The following is a 22,107-nucleotide window of genomic DNA, read 5'->3' as shown; positions in this document are numbered from 1 at the left end:
GGCGTTACTGCTCGCCGTACCGCAAGCGCCGGTACAGCGCGCCGAGAATGTTGGAGTAATCGTCGGTCCAGACCCGCACCTTCTCGTCCGCCTCGGTCTCCTCCCACTGCTTGGAGGAGGCGAGCCTGCCGACATCCTCCGCCTCCCGCGCGGAGATGACCACGTCGGTGGAGAAGATGTAGTCGGCATCGCGGCCGGAATCCTCGTCGTAGACCCAGCTCTTGAGATCGTTGGCATCGGCGATGCCGACCACGACGGGCTCGAGATCGAGATGCCGGTTGGAGACGTGCATCACCACGGCGCCGTGCGGGGCGAGCTTGTCCTTGTAGATCGCCATCGCCTCTTCGGTCGCAAGATGGATCGGGATCGCATCCGACGAATAGGCATCGACGATAATGAGGTCGTAGGCGCCGTCGGGCTCCCTCGCGAAGGTGAGGCGTGCGTCCCCGATCACCGGCTTCAGGTCCGGCAGGCAGCTCGAGATGTAACGGAAATTCTTCGGGTCACGCGCGGCATCGACCATGGACTGGTCGATCTCGAAGAATTTCCAGCTGTCGCCGGGCTCCGCGGCGCAGGCGAGCGTGCCCGATCCGACGCCGATGGCTGCGACTTTCAGCGGCGCGCCCTTGCGCTCGCGGATCGCGGTGATGGCCTGACCGATGCCGCCGTCCTTGTGATAGTAGGTGATCGGCTCGGGCCGGCCGGTAACCGGTGTGCCGTCATTGTTGCGGAAGCGCTCGGCGCCGTGAATGGTGGTTCCGTGCATCAGCACATGGAAATAGCCGCCCGGCGTCACCACGATCTTGTGCACGCCGAAGAAGCTGCGCACGGTCGTGACGCGGCCCTCGTCCGCCGGATAGATCCGGATCAATGCCAGCGCCAGCGCGACGGTGGCAAAGATCTTCCAGCGGCCGACGTTGACCGCGATCGCGAGAAGCGCTGCCAGCACGCCGACGGCGCCGGCAATCCCGACGCGGTGATCCTCGAACCAGGCCGGCAGAGCGCCCGTGGTGTAGGACGGCACCACCAGCGCGACCGCGACCACGGCGAGCACCAGCCAGTACCATTTGGCGATGCCGGCAAAACGCTCGTTGACCGAAGGCCGGCACAGCGCGGCGAGCGCCACCAGGATCGGATATTCGGCGATCCATGAGAAGGTGAAGGGCGCCACCAGGCCCGCAAACAGCCCGCCGATCATGCCGCCGAACGACAGCGCGACATAGAAGCCGGTGAGATATTTCGAGGGCGGCCGTGTCCGCGCCAATTCGCCGTGGCAGGCCATGGCGATGACGAAGAAGCACAATTGATGGCCGCCGAGCGTGAGCAGCAAATTCTGCTCACCGCCGAAGGCGAGCAGGAAGATGACGCCCGCGATCGCGACCGGCTGCAGCATCAGCATCCATTTGTGCGGCAACAGCGGCCGCGACTGGAACACGACAACCCAGGTCAACAGGTACAGCGACAGCGGCAGCACCCATAATAGCGGCGCCGCCGCGACGTCGGTGGAGATATGCGCGGTCACGGCGATCAGCAGGCCGGACGGCACAGCGGCCAAGAATATCCAGCGCAGCCGTGTCACGACCCCGGGCGCCGGTGCATTCGCCTGCTCGGTTTGCGCATCAACCATAGCCAGCTTCGGCGAGCGCAACAGCAGCACAGCGCAGGCCGCGATCAGGACGATCAGGAGGCCGTAGCCGCCGGTCCAGAGCCGGTTCTGCGTGTGCAGGGTGAAGACCGGCTCGAGCAGGAACGGATAGGACAACAGCGCGAGGAAGCTGCCGATATTCGAGGAGGCGTAGAGGAAATACGGATCGCGCCCGTCAGGATGCCCGGTGCGAACGAACCAGGCTTGCAGCAGCGGATTGTTGGCGGCCAGCGCGAAGAACGGCAGACCGATCGACATCACGAACAGGCCGAGCAGCCAGAACGCGTAGCCGGACGACGGCGGCTCGCCATAGGCGCCGGCGATGCCGAGCGGCAGCGTGACGAAGGCTGCGACCAGCAGCGCGAGATGAACCACGACGGGAACGACGCGGTTCTTGATCTGCATCAGGAGATGCGCGTAGGCATAGCCGGCCAGCAGCAGCGACTGGAAGAACACCATCGCCACCGACCACACCGCGGGCGAGCCGCCGAGCCGCGGCAGCACCATTTTCGTGAACAGCGGCTGCACCGAGAACAGCAGCAGCGCGCTGACGAAGATCGCGGCCGTGTAGACCGTCAACAGCAGCCGGTTGCGCGACGAGGACGGTTGCTCCGTGGCGGCGGGCTGCGCGATCGAATCCATGGGAGCTCCGGCGGATAAACCCGGCGGGCGCCGGACGCGCGCAATGGAGCACACGGCGCCTGAACGGGCAATAAATGGTCTCGTGATGGTGTCGAGAGCAATGCTTGATATAAGACGGTCGTTCCGGGACGATGCGACGGGACCGCGAAGCGCGGCCCGGAGCATCGAACCCGGAACCCCGAGATTCTCAGGTGCGCAATTGCGCACCATCGTTCGCGCTTCGCACGCCCAGGAATGACACCGCCAGGGAATCATGACCGAAACCGACGTCGTCATCATTGGCGCTGGCCATAACGGCCTCACCTGTGCGTGCTATCTTGCCGCGGCGGGGCTGCGCGTGCACATCGTCGAGCGCCGCAAGGTGGTCGGCGGGGCGGCCGTGACGGAGGAGTTTCATCCGGGCTTCCGCAATTCGGTCGCGGCCTACACCGTGAGCCTGCTCAATCCGCAGGTGATCCGCGACTTGAAGCTCGCGGAGCAGGGCCTGCGGATCGTCGAGCGGCGCGCGCAGAATTTCTTGCCCGCGCCCGACGGCAGCTATCTCCTCACCGGCGAGGGGCGGACCAAAGCCTCCGTCGCGCGGCTCAGCGCGCATGACGCCGATGCCCTCGACGGTTTCTCCCGCGAACTGGAAGACATCGCCGATGTGCTGCGGCAGTTCGTGCTGCGTGCACCACCGAACCTGCTCGCCGGTTTTGGCATGAGTGCAATCCGTGAGGCCGTGAACGCGCTGCAAAGCGCCAACATCCTGCGCGGGCTGACCCTGGAGCAGGGCCGCAGCCTGCTCGATCTCTTCACCCGCTCGGCCGGCGAGATGCTGGACGAGCGGTTCGAGCACGACCTCGTCAAGGCGCTGTTCGGCTTCGACGCCATCGTCGGCAATTATGCGAGCCCCTACGCCGCCGGCTCGGCCTATGTGATGCTGCATCACGCCTTCGGCGAGGTGAACGGGAAGAAGGGCGTCTGGGGTCACGCCATCGGCGGCATGGGCGCGATCACGCGGGCGATGGCCCGCACCGCGCGCGACCGCGGCGTCATGATCGACACCGATGCCGGTGTGCGCGAGGTGATCGTCGAGCGCGACCGCGCCGTAGGCGTGGTGCTGGAGAACGGCGAGACCATCCGCGCAAAATATGTCGCGTCCAACGTCAATCCAAAGCTGCTCTACACCCGGCTGGTCGCTGCCGACGCCCTGCCCGGCGATTTCCTCACCCGCATCCGCCACTGGAAGAACGGCTCCGGCACCTTCCGCATGAATGTGGCGCTGGACCGCCTGCCCTCGTTCGCGGCGCTGCCGGGCGACGGCGATCACCTCACCTCCGGCATCATCCTGGCGCCGAGCCTCGGCTACATGGACCGCGCTTATCTCGGTGCGCGGGCGCAGGGCTGGAGCCGTCAGCCGATCGTCGAGATGCTGATCCCCTCGACGCTCGACGACACGCTTGCGCCGGCAGGACAACACGTCGCGAGCCTGTTCTGCCAGCACGTCGCGCCCGAACTGCCCGACGGAACATCGTGGGACGACCATCGCGAGGAGGTCGCCGATCTCATGATCGCGACGGTGGACAGCTATGCGCCGGGCTTTGGGACCAGCGTACTCGGCCGCCAGATCCTGTCACCGCTTGACCTCGAACGGCAGTTCGGCCTGCTCGGTGGCGACATTTTCCACGGCGCGCTGAGCTTGAACCAGCTGTTCTCGGCCCGGCCGATGCTGGGTCACGCCGACTACCGAGGCCCCTGAAGGGCCTCTACCATTGCGGCTCCGGCGCCCATCCCGGCGGCGGCGTCACCGGTGCCCCCGGCCACAATGCGGCGCAGGCGATCTTGCGGGATCACCGCAGCCTGTTCGCAAGCCGTGGATAGGCCTGTGGATAGCAAGGGGACAGGCCTGTTGAGAGGCCTGTAGTGAAGCGGTGAAAACCTGACCCGGTCCTCGCGCTACAAGCCCGGAGCAAGCTGGGGAGAAGCCGCGGGACAAGCGGGGCATAAGGCCGTGGATGGGATGGGGAGAATGAGCGAACAGCCTGTGGATGGTGGTCTACCCCTTTCGAATATGCGGCGGTGACGCCCCCCAAAACGATTTCGCCCGCCAGGGGGCAATCCCCCAGCGGGCGCTCGTCACGAAAGCCGTCTATGAAGAAAGTAGCTCCGCTGGGAAATCGGAGGCAGAAATTACTTCAAGGAGCTGCTAATCGAACCGAACTTGTCGTTCAGGCTGGTACCGAGGCCGTTGACCACGGTGATGATCGCCAGCGCGATACCGGCCGCGATCAGGCCGTATTCGATCGCGGTCGCGCCCGACTCGTCCGACCAGAACTTCGAAACCATGCACTTCAAGACTCGCCTCCATATCTATTTCAAGCTGTGTTGGCTGGTTGCCACATCCGTAAACGTACGGAATACAACCTGCGGGCAAGTTAATCTCTGAGCGCAATTTTACGCGAAAGTTGGAGCAAAAGTTCCAAAAATTGAACTGGACGGAACTCCGAATGCAGCCTTTGCCCACCCATCGCGCCAGCTTCTCGATCGGTAACGAGGCCGCCGCCAAGCGCGTCGTCGACGTGCTCACGGAGATCTTTCTCGACGGCGATGCAGCGGTCGCCGCATTCGAGCGGCCCGATGGAGAATGGGACGTCACGCTGCATTTCGCCGCGGCGCCGGATCAGCAATTGCTGCGCGAACTCCTTGCAACTTCTGCAGGAACTGAGATCGCTGCGACGCTTGTCTTCGACACGATCGAAGCCAAGGACTGGGTCAAGGCCAGCCTGGAAGATCTCGTCCCGGTGCCGGCCGGGCGCTTCGTCGTGCACGGCAGCCATGACCGCGACCGCGTGGCGCCGAACAAGCTCGCCATCGAGATCGAGGCGGCGCTCGCCTTCGGCACCGGACATCACGGCACCACGCGTGGCTGTTTACTGCTGCTTGACCATGTCTTGAAACACGCGCGCCCGACGCGCGTGCTCGACCTCGGCACCGGGACCGGCGTGCTCGGGATTGCGGCGGCGAAGGCCCTGCATCGCGCGGTGCTGGCCTCGGACATCGACCCGCCCTCCGTGCGCGTGGCGGCGGAGAACGCCGCCCTGAATGAAGTCGGCAATCATGTGCGGGTGATCCGCGCCACCGGCTTCGCCGCGCCGGATTTCGGCCGATGCGGACCATTCGACCTGGTGCTGGCCAACATCCTTGCCAATCCGTTAAGGCAATTGGCGGGTCCGATGACACGGCATCTCGCGCCGGGTGCGCGCGTCATCCTCTCCGGCCTGTTGACGCACCAGGCGCCCGCGGTGATCGCCGCCTATCGTGCCCGCGGTCTCGTGCCGCTGCGGCACCTGCGGATCGAGGGGTGGAGCAGTCTGTTGCTCAGGAAGGTGGGGTGAACGAATCGCTGCAGGATAAGTAAAGCGACTTGTCCGCCGTAGCTCGAAGAGCGAAGGCGGAAGCGTGCCCACCATCGAGATCGCGATTGGAGAGAAGGTGGTGGGCACGGCGCAAGGGCGCCTTTGCCTACCCTACGGCATCCCCAATGCCGCGCTACTTCGCCGGCTTGTCGTCAGTGCGCGCCGATGCGCGCAAGGCGCGGCGAGCGCGGCGCTCGGCGAAACGATCGATCATCTGGCTGATCAGACCCCGCGCCTTCTTCTTCGGTGTCGTTCCGGCCGGAGCGCGGCGCGCCGGCGGCGAAATCTTCTCAAACGTGAACGCAGGCATCGTGTATCCCCTCGCCGTTGAGTAGAAACACTTGCTCGAATTTCCCTGTTGTCCGGACGAAGCTCGAAGGCTGCAACCCTTTACTCCACTCGACTCAAGCGGAACTTTTTCAAGTACAGTCCGTGCCAGATGCGGCCTCAAATGCGTCTACATTGCGGACCGATCCCCATGATCCTAAAGTGATCCACATGTTCGAAGCGCACTTCCAGACTTTTGAGGAGCCAGAGGCCGGCGTCGCACTGACAGCCCGGCTCTCCGCGCTCCGCGAAGAGCTCGCCCGCCGCAAGCTGACCGGCTTCGTCGTTCCGCGCGCCGATCAGCAGCAGAATGAATACGTGCCCTCGTCCGAAGAGCGGCTGGCCTGGCTGACCGGCTTTACCGGATCGGCGGGACTTGCCGTCGTTCTGGCCCAGAAGGCCGCGGTCTTCGTCGATGGCCGCTATACGATCCAGGCGGCGAAGCAGGTCGACGCAAAAGCCTGGGGGATCGAGTCGCTGATCGATCCGCCGCCGGAGAGCTGGGTGTCGGCGCACTTGAAGGCCGGCGACCGCCTAGGATTTGATCCGTGGCTGCACACTTTTGCGGCAGCCGAGCGCTTGTCCGCCGCCTGCGCCAAGGCGGGCGCCGAGCTGGTCGCGGTCGACAGCAATCCTGTTGACGCGATCTGGCAGGACCGGCCGCAGCCGCCGCTAGCGCCGGTTGCGATCCACGGCCTGCAATATGCCGGCGTCGCCGAGGCAGAGAAGGTCGCGCAGATCCAAAGCGAAGTCGGCAAGCTCGGCGCAGACGCGCTGGTCCTCTCCGACAGTCACGCGGTCGCCTGGACCTTCAACATCCGCGGCGCCGACGTCGCCCATACGCCGCTGCCGCTGTCCTACGCGCTGGTGCCGAAGGTCGGCCGGCCGACCGTCTTCATCGACCACCGCAAGCTCTCCAACCTCTCGCGCGATCATCTCGAGCACTCCGCCGACGTGCGCGACCCGGACGCGCTGACGCCGACGCTGATGGCTCTGGCCAAGAGCGGGGCCGCGATTGCGCTCGACAACGCCACGGCGGCCGACGCGCTCAGCCGGTTGATTTCGGTGGCCGGCGGCAAGCCGCTGCGTGGCAGCGATCCGATTGCGCTGCTGAAGGCGGTCAAGAACACGACCGAGATCGCCGGCACGCGGACCGCGCATCGGCGCGACGCCGTGGCACTGGCGCATTTCCTCGGCTTCATCGACCGCGAGGCGCCAAGCGGCAAGCTCACCGAGATCGACGCGGTGGAGGCGCTGGAGACGTTTCGCCGCGATACCGGCGCCCTGAAGGACGTCTCCTTCCCGACCATCTCCGGCACCGGCCCGAATGGTGCCATCGTGCACTACCGCGTCACCCGCAAGAGCAACCGGCGGATCGCGCCCGGCGATCTGCTGCTGATCGATTCCGGTGCGCAGTATGAAGACGGCACCACCGACGTCACCCGCACCATGGCCGTGGGCGAGCCGACGGGCGAGATGCGCGACCGCTTCACCCGCGTGCTGCGCGGCCATATCGCGATCGCGCGCGCGGTGTTTCCTGACGGCGCGACGGGCGCGCAGCTCGACACGCTGGCGCGGCAATATCTCTGGGCCGCCGGCGTCGACTTCGAGCACGGCACCGGTCACGGCGTCGGCAGCTATCTCAGCGTGCACGAAGGGCCGGCGCGGATCTCGAAACTCGGGACCACGCCGCTGAAGCGCGGCATGATCCTCTCCAACGAGCCCGGCTATTACAAGACCGACAGCTTCGGTATCCGCATCGAGAATCTCGAGCTGGTGATCGCCGCCGAGATCAAGGGCGCCGAGAAATCCATGAACGCGTTCGAGACGCTGACGCTGGCGCCGATCGACCGGCGGCTGATCGACGTGGCGATGCTGGGCAAGGACGAGCTCGCCTGGCTCAATGCCTACCATGCGCGCGTTCGCGCCGAGGTGGGCCCGGCGCTCGACGAGGCGACCAAGAGCTGGCTCGACCAGGCGACGGCGGAGCTGAAGGCCTAGCGCGCATACCGCTACGCGATTTGTGCAAGGCTACTTCTCCACCACGGCTGTTCATGCCCCGCGCAGGCGGGGCATCCAGTACCCCGCGGCCTCTCGATTCAATCACTGCTGCTCTGGAATACTGGATTCCCCGCCTTCGCGGGGAATGACACCGATCGTGCGGCACGTACGTCGCGCCGCAATCCGGAGCGCTTCGGCTCGCCTCGGCCTTCGCCATAGCCATCCCAAAATCCGTATAGCCGCATTCCGAAACGCCGATTTCCGTCGTGCGCGAGGACGCTACAGTCCGATTCCATCTATTTGCGAGACCGACACGCATGCACGGCATCGTCAGCAAGCCGGGACCGGCAACGGCAAACCTCGCGACCTCGCGGCTGGTGTTGCTGTTGCTGGTCGTCATGACCGGGGTCGCGCCGATCTCGCTCTACATGCTGGTTCCGGCGCTGCCGGTGCTGGCGACAAGTTTCGGCAGCGACATCTCAATCGCGCAGATGACGGTGTCGCTCTATATGGTCGGGATCGCGCTGTCGCAGCTCATCATGGGGCCGCTGTCGGACAAGTTCGGGCGGCGCCCGGTGCTGCTCGGAGGGCTGGCGCTGATGGTGGCGGCGAGCGTCGCCTGCATCTTCGCGCAAAGCCTGCCGCAGCTGATCGCGGCGCGCTTCTTCCAGGCGCTGGGCGGCGCGGCCGGCATGGTGGTGAGCCGCGCCATCATCCGCGACATCTACGAGCGCGATCGCGTCGCCTCCATGATCAGCCTCGTGATCGCGGCGCTGATGATCGGGCAGATGGTCTCGCCGCTCACCGGCGGTCTGATCGAGACCGCCTTCGGCTGGCGCGCCATCTTCTACGCCATCACGATCGGCGCAATTGCGGTCGCCGCCGGCATCGCGGTCGCGCTGCCGGAGACGCGCCGCACCCGTGCCGCCGGCAGCGGCTTCCGCGGCGATTTCGGCATGCTGATGCGAAACCGCGCCTTCGTCGGCTATGTGATGTGCCAGGTGCTGGCCTCGCAAATCATCTTCACCTTCGCCGGCGGCGGTCCCTACATCGTGGTGATGCAGATGGGCCGGACCAGCGCCGAATACGGCGCATGGTTCGCAACGACCGGCTTCGCCTACCTGGTCGGCAATCTCCTTTGCGTGCGCTTTGCGCCGCGGCACGCGCTGGAGAAACTGATCTGGTTCGGACTGTCACTCCAGCTCTGCGGCAGCATTCTGAATCTGCTCTGGAGTTTTGCCGGGTGGAACGAAGCCCCCGCCTGGTTGTTCGGCACACAGATGATCGTGATGGCCGGCAACGCATTCGTGATGGCGAACTCAGCGGCCGGCGCGATCAGCATCCGCCCGGAGGCCGCCGGCACCGCGTCCGGCGCCATGGGCTTCCTGCAACAGGGTATCGGCGCGCTGATGTCGCAGTTCGGCGCCTATCTCGGCGGCCACTCCGCCACGACGCTGCCACTGACCTCCGCCGTGCTGGCGATATCGCTGCTGTGCGCCTGCACGATGATCTTCATCGTTCCCCGCCGCGAGATGGTGGTGAGCGAGACGCTGATCGAGCAAGCGGAAGAGGAAGAGAGCGGGATGATGTGAGGGGGGACGCCGCTTTCTTCCTTCTCCCCTTGTGGGAGAAGGAAAGAATCCTCTCATTCCCCGATCAGCGTCAGCCACTCGTCTTCGGTCAGCACCTTGACGCGGTGCTTGTTGGCGTCCGCAAGCTTCGAGCCCGCGCCGGGGCCGGCGACCACGAGGTCGGTCTTCTTCGACACCGAGCCCGACACTTTTGCGCCGAGCCGCTCCGCGGTGGCCTTGGCTTCGTCGCGCGTCATCTTCTCCAGCGAGCCCGTGAACACCACCGTCTTGCCGGCGACGGCCGAGTTGCTCTTCGGCTTCTCGGCGTCGACGATCTCGACTTCTCTGGTCAGCCGCTCGACGATGCCGCGATTGTGGCTCTCGCCGAAATAATCCGCGATGCTCTTGATCACCGTCTGTCCGATCTGGTCGAGCGCGTCCATCTCGGCGATCGCCTCCTCGTCGCCCTCGGCGACTTTGAGACTGGCATCGTGGAAAGCGTCCCAGGAACCGTAGCCGCGCGCCAGCGCCAAGCCCGTGGTCTCACCGACATGGCGCATGCCCAGCGCGTAGATGAAGCGCTCCAGCGCGATTCTGCGCCGGCTCTCGATGGCGGCGAAGAGATTGCGTACGGAGGTTTCGCCGTAGCCTTCGATGTCCTCGAGCTTTAGTTTTGAATTGCGCTTCTCCAGCGTGAAGATGTCGGCGGGCTCCTTCACCAAGCCCTGGTCGAAGAAATACTGCAGCTGCTTCTCGCCGAGGCCGTCGATGTCGAAGGCGCGCCGCGATACGAACAGCTTGAGGTGCTCGATCTTCTGATAGGGGCAGGCGAACTCACCGGTGCAACGGGCACGCGAGCCCTCTTCGCCGGTCGCGGTTTCCTCGCGCGTGACGTCGGTGTGTAGCGGGCACGGGCATTTCTTGGGAAAGTGGAACTCCTTGGCGCTCGGCGGCCGCTTGTCGATGACGACGTCGACGACCTGGGGGATGACGTCGCCGGCGCGCTGGATTACCACGGTGTCGCCGATCCGGATGTCGCGGCCCTCGCGCAATACCTCGCCCTTGTTGCCGATGCCCTTGATATAGTCCTCGTTATGCAGCGTGACGTTCTGCACGATCACGCCGCCGACGCCGACCGGCTCCAGCTTGCCGACCGGGGTGAACGAGCCGGTGCGGCCGACCTGGATCTCGATGTCGCGCAGCACCGTCATGGCCTGCTCGGCCGGGAATTTGTGCGCGATGCCCCAGCGTGGCGTGCGTGAGACGAAGCCCAGCCGCTCCTGCCAGTCGATGCGGTCGACCTTGTAGACCACGCCGTCGATGTCGTAGTCGAGCTCGGCGCGCTGCTGCTCGATCGCGTGATGGAAGGCGAGCAGTTCCTCGACCGAACGGCACAATTTGGTCAGTGGATTGGTCTTAAAGCCGCAGCGCTCGAACCAGTGGATCATGCCGGTCTGTGTACCCTCGGGCATCGCGCTCATTTCGCCCCAGGCATACGCAAAGAAGCCAAGCGGACGCGACGCAGTGATGGTCGGATCCTTCTGCCGGAGCGAGCCTGCAGCAGAATTGCGAGGATTTGCGAACACAGTGTCGCCCGCCGCCTTCTGCCGCTCGTTGAGCGCAAGAAAGGCCTGCTTGGTCATGTAGACCTCGCCGCGCACTTCGCAGATGTCGGGGACGTTGCGCCCCTTCAGCTTCTGCGGAACGTCCTCGAGCGTGCGGATGTTGGCGGTGACGTCCTCGCCCACCGCGCCGTCGCCGCGCGTCGCCGCGGTGACGAGTTCGCCACCTTCATAGCGCAGCGACATCGAGAGGCCGTCGATCTTCGGTTCGGCGGAGAAGTCGACCTTGTCATCGGCAAGCTTCAGGAACCGCACGATGCGGCCGACGAAGTCGCGCACGTCCTCTTCCGCAAAGGCGTTGTCGAGCGACAGCATGGGAACGGCATGCCGCACCTTCTTGAACCGTCCGGACGGCGCAGCGCCGACCTTCTGCGAGGGCGAGTCCGCGCTGACGAATTCCGGAAAGCGCTGCTCGATCGCGTTGAAGCGCTGGCGCAGCGCGTCATATTCGGCGTCGCTGACCGAAGGCGCGTCGTCCTGATAGTAGCGCTTGTCGTGGCCATCGAGTTCGAGCGCGAGCCGCATGTGCTCGACCTTGGCCTGCGCCTTGGTGAGGCCGGCGACGTCGGGAAGCGGCCGTGCCTTGGATTTTGCTGCTCTTGCCATTATACTTTAGGTTGTGTCTCGTCGTTCCGGGATGGTCCGAAGGACCAGACCCGGAACCTCGAGATTCCAGGCTCGCACTTCGTGCACCCCGGAACGACAATTGGGAAGGGCTCGGAAGTCATGGCGTATTACGTCTACATCCTAGCAAGCCGGCGCGACGGAGCAATCTACGTCGGCGTCACCAATGACCTCATACGCCGTGTCTATGAGCATCAAATCAAAGCAGTTCCGGGCTTTACGGCGAAATACAGCATCACGCAGCTGGTTTGGTTCGAGGCTTATGATGATCCGGTCTCGGCGATAACGCGCGAAAAAGAACTGAAGAAGTGGAAGCGTGCCTGGAAGATTCAACTGATCGAGAAAGACAATCCGAAATGGCATGATCCGTTACGAGTCGATCTGCAATTAACTCCGTCATTCCGGGGGCCGGTCCGCAAGGCCGAACTCACATCTCGAGGTTCCGGGTTCGATGCTTCGCATCGCCCCGGAACGACAAAGCTACGCCGTCGCCGCCTTGAGCAGCCGGTCCGCGGCCGCCCTCGCCTCGGCCGTGATCTCCGCCCCTGCCAGCATTCGCGCGATCTCCTCGCGGCGGTGGTCGGCGGCGAGCGCATTGACGCGGGTGGCGACGCGCTTGCCCTTGTCCAGCGCATCCTTGGAAATGAGGAGATGCTGGTCGGCGCGGGCGGCGACCTGCGGGGCGTGGGTCACGGCCATCACCTGCACCTTGCCGGCAAGCCGCGCGAGCCGCGCGCCGATGGCGTCCGCGACCGCGCCACCGACGCCGGTGTCGATTTCGTCGAACACCAGGGTTGGCGCCGAGCCGCGGTCGGACAGCACGACCTTCAGCGCCAGCAGGAAACGCGACAGCTCGCCGCCGGAGGCGACCTTCATCAGCGGACCCGGTTTGGTGCCGGGGTTGGTCTGCACCCAGAACTCGACGCGGTCGAACCCTTGAGGCCCCGGCGAACTCTCGTCCGTCTCGACCTGGGTCATGAATTTCGCGCGTTCGAGCTTGAGCGGGGCAAGCTCGGCATTGACGGCCTTGTTGAGCTTCTCGGCGGACTTTTGCCGTGCCATCGACAGTTTTTTGGCGGCGGCGGCATAGCGCGCATCGGCCTCGATCGCGGCCTGCTCCAGCTTCTTCAGGCGCGAGGCGCCGGCATCGATCAGCACGACATCGGCGGCATATTTGGCGGCGAGCGCGGCGAGCCCATCGACCGGCGTCGAATATTTGCGCGAGGCGGCGCGCAACGCGAACAACCGCTCCTCGATGCGCTCGAGCTCGCCCGGATCGAAATCGGTCGCAGCCAAGGCGGCCTGGAGATGCTGATCGGCCTCCTCCAGCGCGTTGATCGCGATATCGATCGCCTTCACCGCGGGCTCGACCAGCGCAGGCGAGTTGACGCCGCGGCGTTCCAGCCGGCGCACTGCGGCCGCGAGTGCCGCGACCGGCGAATTGTGCCCGCCGACGACCTCCTGCGCCTCGCGCAGGTCGGAGGCGATCTTCTCGCCCTGCATCATGGTGGTGCGGCGGGAGGCGAGCGAGGTCTCCTCACCGTCCCTGGGCGCAAGCTGCTTTAGCTCGTCGGAGGCATGGCGCAAATAATCGGCCTCGCGCGCGGCGCGCTCCATGCCGGCGCGATGCTCTTCCAGCGCAGTGTTCGCAGTGCGTCGCGCGTCCCACAGCGATTCGACGATCGCGACGTCCTTCTCCAGTCCGGAAAATGCGTCGAGCAGGCGGCGGTGGGTGGCGGCATCGACCAGCGCGCGTTCGTCGTGCTGGCCATGGATTTCGACCAGTGCGGCGCCGACCGCCTTCAGCGTCTGCACGCTGATCGACTGGTCGTTGATGAAGGCGCGGGTGCGGCCATCGGCGAGCTGGACCCGGCGCAGGATCATCTCGCCATTATCCTCCAGGCCGTTCTCGGCCAGAATTTTGGTCGCGGGGTGATTCTTGGGGACATCGAATACGGCAGTGACCTGCCCCTGCTCCAAGCCGTGACGGACGAGGCCGGCATCGCCGCGACCGCCGAGCGCCAGCGCAAAGGCATCGAGCAGGATGGATTTGCCCGCCCCGGTCTCGCCGGTCAAAACCGCAAGGCCGGAGGCGAATTCGATATCGAGCCGTTCGATCAGGACGATGTCACGGATCGACAGACGCGCCAGCATGGGAATTCAGTTCCTGGCCGAGACCTACAGACCGATTTTCTTGAAGGTCCGGCTCATCCAGGACCCCTGATTCTCGCTCGGTTCGAGACCGCCGGATTTTACAAGATTATAGGCGTCCTTGTACCAGCGGCTGTCAGGAAAATTGTGGCCGAGCACGGCGGCCGCGGTCTGCGCCTCGCCGACGATGCCGATCGCCATATAGGCCTCGGTGAGCCGGAACAGCGCCTCCTCGACATGACGCGTGGTCTGATACTGGGTCACCACCGCCTTGTAGCGGTTGATCGCGGCCGTGTAGTCGCGCTTCTGCATGTAATAGCGGCCGACATTCATTTCCTTGCCCGCGAGCTGGTCGCGGGCGCCTTCGATCTTGGCCTTGGCGGAGACTGCATATTCCGAGTTCGGATATTTGCGGTTCACCTCTTCCAGCGCGGCGATCGCCTTCTCGGTCCGGCCCTGGTCGCGGCTGATGTCCGGGATCTGGTCGTAATGCGAGGCGGCGATCAGGTACTGCGCGTAGGCCGCATCCGGGCTGCCGGGATGCAGGGTGACATAGCGGGTGGCCGCACCGATGCAGCTATCATAGTCGCCGCCCTGATAAGACGCATAGGCCGACATCAGCAGCGATTTGCGCGCCCATTCGGAATAAGGATGCTGGCGGTCGACCTCTTCGAACTTCTTGGTCGCCGCTTTCATGTCCTTCTTTTCGTTCATGAGGTACAGGCCCTCATTGTAGATCTTGTCGGCGGGCTCCTCGACGAAAGTGTCGTCCTTGGCGGTGAACTTGTCCCAGAGCGCGCCGGTGCCGCAGCCGCCAAGCGGCAGCGCGAGCAAGAAGAAGGTCGCAGCCTGGAGCAGCGCACGGGCGCTGATCGAAGCCTTTGGCCAACCCGAGAGATATCCACGCGTCATACGCTGTGCCGACATGAATTTAAGACCTGCGCCCTGTGATGCGGTGCCCGCCGGCCCATGACCCCGTCATGAGCGCGAGCATAACCGTGGTGCCTGCCATGCGACCACGCCGATGTAACCGAAAAACGATCGTTAACCAATGGGATAGGCAGCCATTCCGCCCGGATTAAGGCGAACGTGCCGCAATCCTAGCCGATCAGCGTTACCAGGAGTTTCCCGGGGACAGCAGTAGCCGAACGGCTGCCATACCAGATCGTTCAGGAAACGTCCGGTCCGTAGGCCGCGGCGATCCGGCCGCCAACCATGCCGCTACCGACCTCGACGACCGGACGCGTGGTGCGGCGGGCCGCCTCGCCCTCGACCACCCGCCAGGCGGTACGGTCGGCGAGCAGCGCGGTGAGGACAGCATGGTTGAGCTTGTGACCGCCGCGCACCGAGCGGTAGGCGCCAAGCAGCGGCAAGCCGGCCAGCGCGAGGTCGCCGATCACGTCGAGCACCTTGTGGCGGGCGCATTCGTCGGCGTAGCGCAGGCCCTCGGTATTGAGCAGCCGCTCGTCGTCGAATACGACGGTGTTGTCAAAGGAGGCGCCGAGCGCATAGCCCGCGCTCCAGAGCCGCGCAACATCGCCCATCAGGCCAAACGTCCGGGCCCGGCCGACTTCGCGGCGGAAACGCTCCGGGTTGAGGTCCAAGGCGTAGCTCTGCTGGCCGATGACGGGATTGGTGAAATCGATCTCGACCTCGGCACGGAACCCGTTGGCATACGGCCGGATCTCGCCGAAGGAGTCGCCGATCCTGACCGAAACCGGCTTCAAGACCTGGATGGACCGGCGCTGCGCCGGCTGGCTGACGATTCCGGCCTGATCGATCGCCGCGATGAACGCGGCGGCGCTGCCGTCCATGATCGGTACTTCCGAACCGTCGATCTCGATGATGGCGTTGTCGACGCCCATGCCGCGCAGCGCAGCCAGCACATGCTCGGCGGTCGAGACCAGCGGACCGCTGCGATCACCGAGGACGGTGGCGAAATCGGTCGCGATCACCTGCTCGGCGGTCGCCTGAACTTCGCGGTCACTTCCCTCAAGGCCGGTGCGGACAAAAATAAAACCTGCATCGACAGGTGCAGGTCCAAGCGTGAGAGTGACGGGAAGACCGGAATGAACGCCGACGCCGGCCACGGAGGCTTGCGCACGAAGCGTTGTTTGCCGGCTAAATTTCATCAGGAACCGCCCCACCACGACCAACTGCGACTTATACAAAGCCCGACTAACCGGCCAAGGCCGACCGTCCGAATCCGTATCCCCAAGTCACGCCAGACCATAGTCACTGCCCCAAACAGCGCCAACTCACGGTTTTTTACCGATTGTTACCCCAAACCTGCCGTATTCGCGCCAAGGCTTAACCAAATTGCGCCGGAGTTCGGGACCGTTATCGGCAGCTTTACTGAAACACCGAACAGGTAATTAATGATTTAAAATCAGTTGCTTGAGCGAACAACCCGGATATGCACGGATCAAAAGGAAAGGTCCCGGCGAGCTTCCCGCCGGGACCTTTTTTCGTCCGCCTTGTTGTAACAATCCTCAGGTCGCCTGACGCCGCAGGAAGGCCGGGATATCAAGATGGTCGTCTCCCTGTGGCGCCGGCGCAACAGGTGCCGGGCGGCCATGGGCGTCGAGACCCTGCGGTGCGGGCCGGCGGGCATATTCGGACACCGGCTCGCTGGCTGCGATCTGCTGCGCAACCGACCGCTGCGGCTTGCGCTCGGGCAGCGCCGGCATCGCCGGACCGGTGGTGCGGGCTGCGACCGGCGCCTCGGTCTCCTCGTCGCGACGGCCGAGACCGACATTGGCGAGGCGCTGCAGCAGCGACAGGCGGGTCTTTTGCGGAGTCTCTTCCTCCATTTCGCCACGGGCCTGACGAATCTCGGCCTGCGCCGGCATCGGCAGTTCCTCGAGGCGCGGCATCCGCGGGGCACGCACGGGCGCGCGCTCGGCCTGCGGCGGGATGAAGGTGTCCGGCATCATCGGCTCATGCACCGCCGTCGGCACCTGATCGGGCTCCGGGAACAGCGTCGGCTTCTGCGCGATCGGACGCACGGTGACGTCGCCATAGGTCTGCATCGGCGCAGGCGCGTGCGGGACGTCCGCGACGGCGGCGGCAATCGCCGCGAGCGCCGCACGCTCGACATTGGGACGCGGCGCGGGCGCGCCGGCCGGGGTCTGCGTTTCCAGCTTCTGGGCACGATCCGCCAGGCGCTGGTTGTCGGCGCGGAGCCGTGCCGTCAGGTCGGCGAGGCGGCTCTCGGCAGCAGCAGCAGGCGCCGGCGCCTGCTGGGCCTGCGGTGCCGGATTCGCAACCGGAGCGCTGGTGGCCTGGGCGTTGCGGGCGATCGCGGCCTGCTCGATGCCGGTGGCAACGACCGAGACGCGGATCAGGCCGTCGAGCGCTTCGTCGAAGGTCGCGCCGACGATGATGTTGGCGTCCTGGTCGACTTCCTCGCGGATGCGGGTCGCGGCTTCGTCGACCTCGAACAAGGTGAGGTCCTTGCCGCCGGTGATCGAGATCAGAAGGCCCTTGGCACCCTTCATCGAGCTATCGTCGATCAGCGGGTTGGCAATCGCGGCTTCGGCGGCGGTCAGCGCGCGCTTGTCGCCGGAGGCTTCGCCCGTACCCATCATCGCCTTGCCCATCTCCTTCATCACCGCCCTCACGTCGGCGAAGTCGAGATTGATCAGGCCTTCCTTGACCATCAGGTCGGTGATGCAGGCGACGCCCGAGTAGAGCACCTGGTCGGCCATCGCGAAGGCGTCGGCGAAGGTGGTCTTCTCGTTGGCGACCCGGAACAGATTCTGGTTCGGGATGATCAGCAGCGTATCGACGACCTTGTGCAACTCGTTGATGCCGGCTTCCGCGGTGCGCATGCGGCGACCGCCCTCGAAGTGGAACGGCTTGGTCACGACACCGACAGTGAGAATGCCCATCTCACGCGCAATCTTGGCGATGACGGGAGCAGCACCGGTGCCGGTGCCGCCGCCCATGCCGGCGGTGACGAACACCATGTTGGCGCCCGAGAGATGGTCGCGAAGCTCGTCCATCACCTCTTCGGCCGCGGCCGCGCCGACCACTGGCTGCGAGCCTGCGCCCAGTCCTTGCGTCGCCGCCGTGCCCATCTGCACGATGCGCTGCGCCTTCGACATCGTCAGCGCCTGCGCGTCGGTATTGGCGACCACGAAATCGACGCCCTGGAGCCCCGCCGTGATCATGTTGTTGACGGCGTTGCCGCCGGCTCCGCCGACGCCGAACACGGTGATCCGCGGCTTCAGTTCGTGAATATCAGGAGCATTGATACTGATGGTCATGTTTGCCTCTCGATCACGCGCGCGTGGGTTCGCCCCGGCCGGCGGCCGCGGGAGTTGGTGAAAGTCGGGAATTGCGGAAAGGAATCATCAAAAGCCCTCGCGTAGCCATCGTCCGACCTTTCCGAAATAACCGCCGGTCCCTGTCTTGACCTGCTGCCGCGTATGCCGCGGTTCGACATGTTCGTGGTGAACATATTGCGGGTAGACGAGTAGTCCGGCCGGCACCGCGAACGCGGCGTTCTTCGCCTCGTTGGGCAGCCGGCCAAAGCCGAGCGGACGTCCGACCCGCACGGGCCGGCCGAGAATTTGCGTTCCGAGTTCGACGAGACCGGTGAGCTGCGAGGCGCCGCCCGAGAGCACGACACGGCCCTTGGGCTCTGCAGCGAAGGGCGAATCCTTCAGCTTGTCCCGAACCATTTCGAAGACTTCCTCGGCACGGTGCTTGACGATGTTGGCAATGGTGGCGCGCGAAACGATCTGCGGCAGATCCTGCTCGTCACCGGCCGTCGGTACAGACATCAGCTCGCGCGAGTCCGATCCGCCGGTGAGGACCGTTCCGTATAACGTCTTGATCCGCTCGGCATCGGCAATGGTCGCCGAGAGTCCGCGCGCGAGATCCATCGTGATGTGTTGCCCACCGACCGCAAATCCGGCCGCGTGCACGAAGCGGCCGCCGGAATAGACCGCGATCGTGGTGGTGCCCGCGCCCATCTCGACCACGGCTGCGCCGAGATCGGCTTCGTCGTCGGTCAGCACCGACAGACCGGCGACATAAGGGCTCGCCGCCATGGCTTCGACGTTGAGGTGGCAGCGTTCCACCGCCAGCATCAGGTTGCGCGCCACCATGGCGTCGCAGGTGACGACATTCATGTCGACGCCGAACTGGCGCGCGACCATGCCGCGCGGATCGCGAATGCCCTTGACGCCGTCGAGCGTGTAGCCGACCGGAAGTGCATGCAGCACCGTGCGGCCATCGCCGGTGGCGTGGCGCATGCCGGTGGAGGTAACGCGGCTGACGTCGGCGGGCGTCACCGCGCCGCCGCGGATGTCGGCTGCAGCTTCGACGAGTTGGCCGGAGAGCCGGCCGCCGGAGACCGACAGCAGCACGGACTCGACCCGCACCTTGGCCATTTTCTCCGCGAGGCCAACGGCCTGACGCACCGCCTGCTCGCATTCGGCGAGATCGACCACCGCGCCGGCCTTCATGCCGCGCGACTGGATCTGGCTGTAACCGATCAACTCCACCGCATGGGTGCGGCCGCCCAAGGCTTCGCTCGGCGCCGACGGCTTCAGCCGGGCGATCATGCAGGCGATCTTGCTGGTGCCGATGTCGAGGCAGGCGACGAGACCGCCGCGCTTGTGCGGCATCTGGCGCGTCTTCGGCGTCTGGGTGCGATCGAGACCGGTCATGCGGAGTCCCCGGCCTTCTTTTTCTTCTTGTCCTTGAACAGGTCCTCGCGCGCTTTGGCGGCGTCATCGGACAGCTGCACCACCAGACGATCGGGCAGGCGCATGTCGACTGCGACGATGTCGCGGGAGAACAGCTTTTCGTCCTTGTCGAGCCTGGAGAGCGCGGCAAGTGCGTTGCCGACGTCCTGCTCGGGCAGGCGGATGTCGAGGCCGTCCTTCAGTCTCAGGTTCCAGCGCCGCTCACCGACGAGGATCGCGGCTTTCGTCACCGAATTCACTTGCGGATAGCGCGCCAGCAGCGCGAGGAAATCGCGCGCCTGGGTGTCGGCACCCTTGCCGACCACGAGCGGCAACGACAGGAACCGGCGCGAGACATAGGGTTCGAGCAGGGCGCCGTCGTCGGCGATGACGGAGAGCCGACCGCCCTCCTGCCACAGCGCGAACGGCTGGCGCTCGGTGATCTCGATCATGAGCCGGCCCGGATAGAGCTTCAGCACGGTTGCATCCGCGATCCAGGGATTGGCCTTCAGCTTGTCGCGCACGCCGTCGGCGTCGAGGAACAGCAGCGAGGAGCGGCCGCTGACGCCGCCGATCGCCAGAATCTCGTCCTGGCTGAGCTGCTTGCGGCCGTTGATCACGACCGAGGTGATGCGGAAGCCGGCGGAGTTGGCCATCGCATTGCGCGCGTCGCTGACGGCGGCGATGAAATCCTGGAGGTGGCCGCCCTTGACGATACCGAAGCCGCAGCTTCCGATCAGGAGCAGCACGGTCATGCCGATGCCGACCCGGCGCGGCAAATAGCGCTCGACCAGCGCGACCATGCGCGGCGGCGGGGTGCGCTCGATCACGGGCTTGGCCTTCGTCCTGACTTTGTCTTTGGCGCCGGCGCGCTTCTGGTGAAGTCTTTCCTGGCGCTTTTTCCTGCACCCACTCGCGCAGAAGCACGACCGCTCCAACGGCGGCCGCCTTCAGGTCAGTTTGGGGCCTCAGCGATCTTACAAGTGATCGGGTGAGGCTTCCTGCACCATCCATTGCACGAGCTCGTCAACAGTTTACCCGCAACATCGCGCGCGGGTCCTGGCGAACATGACGTCTCGGACTTGCCGGGCCGGGTACTGGTCTTCGGTAGAAGAAGCCTCTCCCCTTCAAAGCGTTCGCTGCTGCCGGACAGATCCGCAGCAGCTCACGCGCCGGCAGCCAAAACGCCATATGCGCCGCCAGCGTTAACCTTCGGACTTCCTGGTAAACAAAAGGTAAAGTTCGTTAACGCGGGATGCTTTTTGCCCAGCCCTGTGAGGCATTTATGCCGCGATGTCCGGCATTTGACCGGTTTTGGCCGCCAAACCGGGCCGTTTCGCCCTTGGACGCGTTAACCAATCCTAATTATTTCCGCACCCGCCGCTCAGCGAGCTCGATCAGGCCGCGCAGGAAGTCGACGAACGCGATGCCCTCGGCCTTCAGCGACTTGGGATAGAGCGAGGACTTGGTCAGCCCGGGCAACGTGTTGGTTTCGAGATAAACCAAGCCCTTGTCCGAGACGATGAAGTCGGAACGGGAATAGCCGGTGCAGGACATCGCGCGGTGCGCCAGCATCGCCTGCTGCTTCAGCGCGGCCGTGACCTCCGCCGTGAAGCGCCCGGGGCAGATCTCCTGGGTCGAACTCAAGAGATATTTTGCTGCGTAGTCGAAATTGCCTTCGCCCGGAATGATTTCGATCGGCGGCAGCGCGATGATCGAACCGTCCGGCCGCTCCAACACGCCGCAGGTCGCCTCCACACCGGCAATATAGGGCTCGACGACATATTCTTCGTGCTTCGCCGCGTTGCGGACGGCGACCAGATCCTGCTTGGCGTTGACGAAGATCAGGCCATAGCTCGATCCGTCGCGCGCCGGTTTTGCGATCAGCCGGCCGTATTCGGCAAAGGCCTCGTCGATGTCGTCGAGCGCAATGTTCGCCGGCGGCGTCACGCCGGCGAAGGCGGCAAACCGTTTGGCGGCGATCTTGTCAAAGGCGAGATGCGAGGAGGCCGAACCCGATCCGGTGAAGGCCACGCCGCGCGCCTCGCACATCACCTGCAATTCGCCGTTCTCGGCACGGCCGCCATGCAGGCTGAGCACCAGCACGCGATCTTCCAGCTTGGCCTGGTCGAGCGCCTGCTCCAGCGCAATGCCGCGCGTGCCCGGCTTGAACTCGTCCTCGAAAGGACGGGCATGTTCAAGCAGTTGCTTCGAGGAAACGGTGTGGACCTTATCCTCGATATCCCAGAACCAGAGATCGGCCTCGGGCAGCGCCTGATGCAGCGCCTGTGCGGAGGCGACCGAAACCAGACGCTCGCGATTGGAGCCGCCGAAGAGGATGGTGATGCGCATTCGCTGCCTCGCATTTCGTCATTCCGGGATGGTGCGCAAGCACCAGACCCGGAATCTCGAGATCCGGGTTGCGCT

At 65.1% G+C, this 22,107-nt stretch carries 13 protein-coding genes and 3 pseudogenes; 5 read left to right on the top strand and 11 right to left on the bottom strand.

The annotated features are described in order from the left end of the window. Window positions 1-4: 4 nt before the first annotated feature. Complete coding sequence (locus tag AB8Z38_RS32965) at window positions 5-2,287, bottom strand: fused MFS/spermidine synthase (protein WP_369721744.1); 2,283 nt, start codon at window positions 2,285-2,287, stop codon at window positions 5-7. 253 nt (window positions 2,288-2,540) lie between these two features. Between AB8Z38_RS32965 and AB8Z38_RS32960 the strand changes: the two are divergent. Beyond that, window positions 2,541-4,150, top strand: a pseudogene (locus tag AB8Z38_RS32960) (phytoene desaturase family protein). A 309-nt stretch (window positions 4,151-4,459) separates the two neighbouring features. On the opposite strand, the gene AB8Z38_RS32955 reads toward AB8Z38_RS32960, so the two are convergent. Next, window positions 4,460-4,615 (bottom strand): Flp family type IVb pilin, encoded by a 156-nt coding sequence (locus AB8Z38_RS32955; RefSeq protein WP_369726663.1) that lies wholly within the window; start codon window positions 4,613-4,615, stop codon window positions 4,460-4,462. Window positions 4,616-4,776: 161 nt separating this feature from the next. On the opposite strand from AB8Z38_RS32955, the gene AB8Z38_RS32950 reads away from it, so the two are divergent. Next, entirely contained in the window at window positions 4,777-5,664 is an 888-nt protein-coding gene (locus AB8Z38_RS32950) for a 50S ribosomal protein L11 methyltransferase (protein WP_369721743.1), read from the top strand. A 154-nt stretch (window positions 5,665-5,818) separates the two neighbouring features. On the opposite strand, the gene AB8Z38_RS32945 is transcribed toward AB8Z38_RS32950, so the two are convergent. After that, window positions 5,819-5,995, bottom strand: coding sequence for a hypothetical protein (locus tag AB8Z38_RS32945; RefSeq protein WP_369721742.1), 177 nt, complete (start codon window positions 5,993-5,995; stop codon window positions 5,819-5,821). 188 nt (window positions 5,996-6,183) lie between these two features. Here AB8Z38_RS32945 and AB8Z38_RS32940 point away from each other — a divergent pair, with 188 nt between their 5' ends. Beyond that, window positions 6,184-8,013 carry an aminopeptidase P family protein gene (locus tag AB8Z38_RS32940; protein WP_369721741.1) on the top strand — a complete coding sequence of 610 codons (1,830 nt, stop codon included), beginning with the start codon at window positions 6,184-6,186 and terminating at the stop codon, window positions 8,011-8,013. Window positions 8,014-8,330: 317 nt separating this feature from the next. Continuing rightward, on the top strand, window positions 8,331-9,605 hold the full coding sequence (locus AB8Z38_RS32935; protein WP_369721740.1) for a multidrug effflux MFS transporter: 1,275 nt from the start codon (window positions 8,331-8,333) through the stop codon (window positions 9,603-9,605). A gap of 53 nt (window positions 9,606-9,658) precedes the next feature. Here the strand turns inward: AB8Z38_RS32935 and ligA are convergent, their stop codons facing one another. Next, on the bottom strand, window positions 9,659-11,812 hold the full coding sequence (ligA, locus tag AB8Z38_RS32930) for an NAD-dependent DNA ligase LigA (protein ID WP_369721739.1): 2,154 nt from the start codon (window positions 11,810-11,812) through the stop codon (window positions 9,659-9,661). A 120-nt stretch (window positions 11,813-11,932) separates the two neighbouring features. Between ligA and AB8Z38_RS32925 the strand changes: the two are divergent. After that, window positions 11,933-12,221, top strand: a pseudogene (locus AB8Z38_RS32925) (GIY-YIG nuclease family protein). An 89-nt stretch (window positions 12,222-12,310) separates the two neighbouring features. On the opposite strand, the gene recN reads toward AB8Z38_RS32925, so the two are convergent. From recN to AB8Z38_RS32890, 7 genes and pseudogenes are all read right to left on the bottom strand, one after another. Next, window positions 12,311-13,984 (bottom strand): DNA repair protein RecN, encoded by a 1,674-nt coding sequence (recN, locus tag AB8Z38_RS32920; RefSeq protein ID WP_369721738.1) that lies wholly within the window; start codon window positions 13,982-13,984, stop codon window positions 12,311-12,313. A gap of 24 nt (window positions 13,985-14,008) precedes the next feature. Beyond that, entirely contained in the window at window positions 14,009-14,908 is a 900-nt protein-coding gene (locus tag AB8Z38_RS32915) for an outer membrane protein assembly factor BamD (protein WP_369721737.1), read from the bottom strand. A gap of 242 nt (window positions 14,909-15,150) precedes the next feature. Beyond that, complete coding sequence (lpxC, locus tag AB8Z38_RS32910; RefSeq protein WP_369721736.1) at window positions 15,151-16,113, bottom strand: UDP-3-O-acyl-N-acetylglucosamine deacetylase; 963 nt, start codon at window positions 16,111-16,113, stop codon at window positions 15,151-15,153. A 360-nt stretch (window positions 16,114-16,473) separates the two neighbouring features. Continuing rightward, the gene (gene ftsZ, locus AB8Z38_RS32905) at window positions 16,474-18,252 is read right to left on the bottom strand and encodes a cell division protein FtsZ (protein ID WP_369721735.1); all 1,779 of its coding nucleotides are present in this window, start codon (window positions 18,250-18,252) and stop codon (window positions 16,474-16,476) included. Between the two features lie 87 nt (window positions 18,253-18,339). Further along, a complete protein-coding gene (gene ftsA / locus AB8Z38_RS32900; protein ID WP_369721734.1) occupies window positions 18,340-19,662 on the bottom strand; it encodes a cell division protein FtsA in 1,323 nt (440 codons plus the stop codon). Next, window positions 19,659-20,694 (bottom strand): annotated as a pseudogene (locus tag AB8Z38_RS32895) (cell division protein FtsQ/DivIB). The gene ftsA and the pseudogene AB8Z38_RS32895 overlap by 4 nt, the downstream one beginning before the upstream one ends. Before the next feature lie 351 nt (window positions 20,695-21,045). Continuing rightward, window positions 21,046-22,032 carry a D-alanine--D-alanine ligase gene (locus AB8Z38_RS32890; protein WP_369721733.1) on the bottom strand — a complete coding sequence of 329 codons (987 nt, stop codon included), beginning with the start codon at window positions 22,030-22,032 and terminating at the stop codon, window positions 21,046-21,048. Window positions 22,033-22,107 lie beyond the last annotated feature (75 nt).

Origin of the sequence: Bradyrhizobium sp. LLZ17 (genome assembly GCF_041200145.1) — a bacterium.
In the GTDB taxonomy this organism is placed as follows: Bacteria; Pseudomonadota; Alphaproteobacteria; order Rhizobiales; family Xanthobacteraceae; genus Bradyrhizobium.
This window is presented reverse-complemented; position numbering and strand designations above follow the sequence as displayed.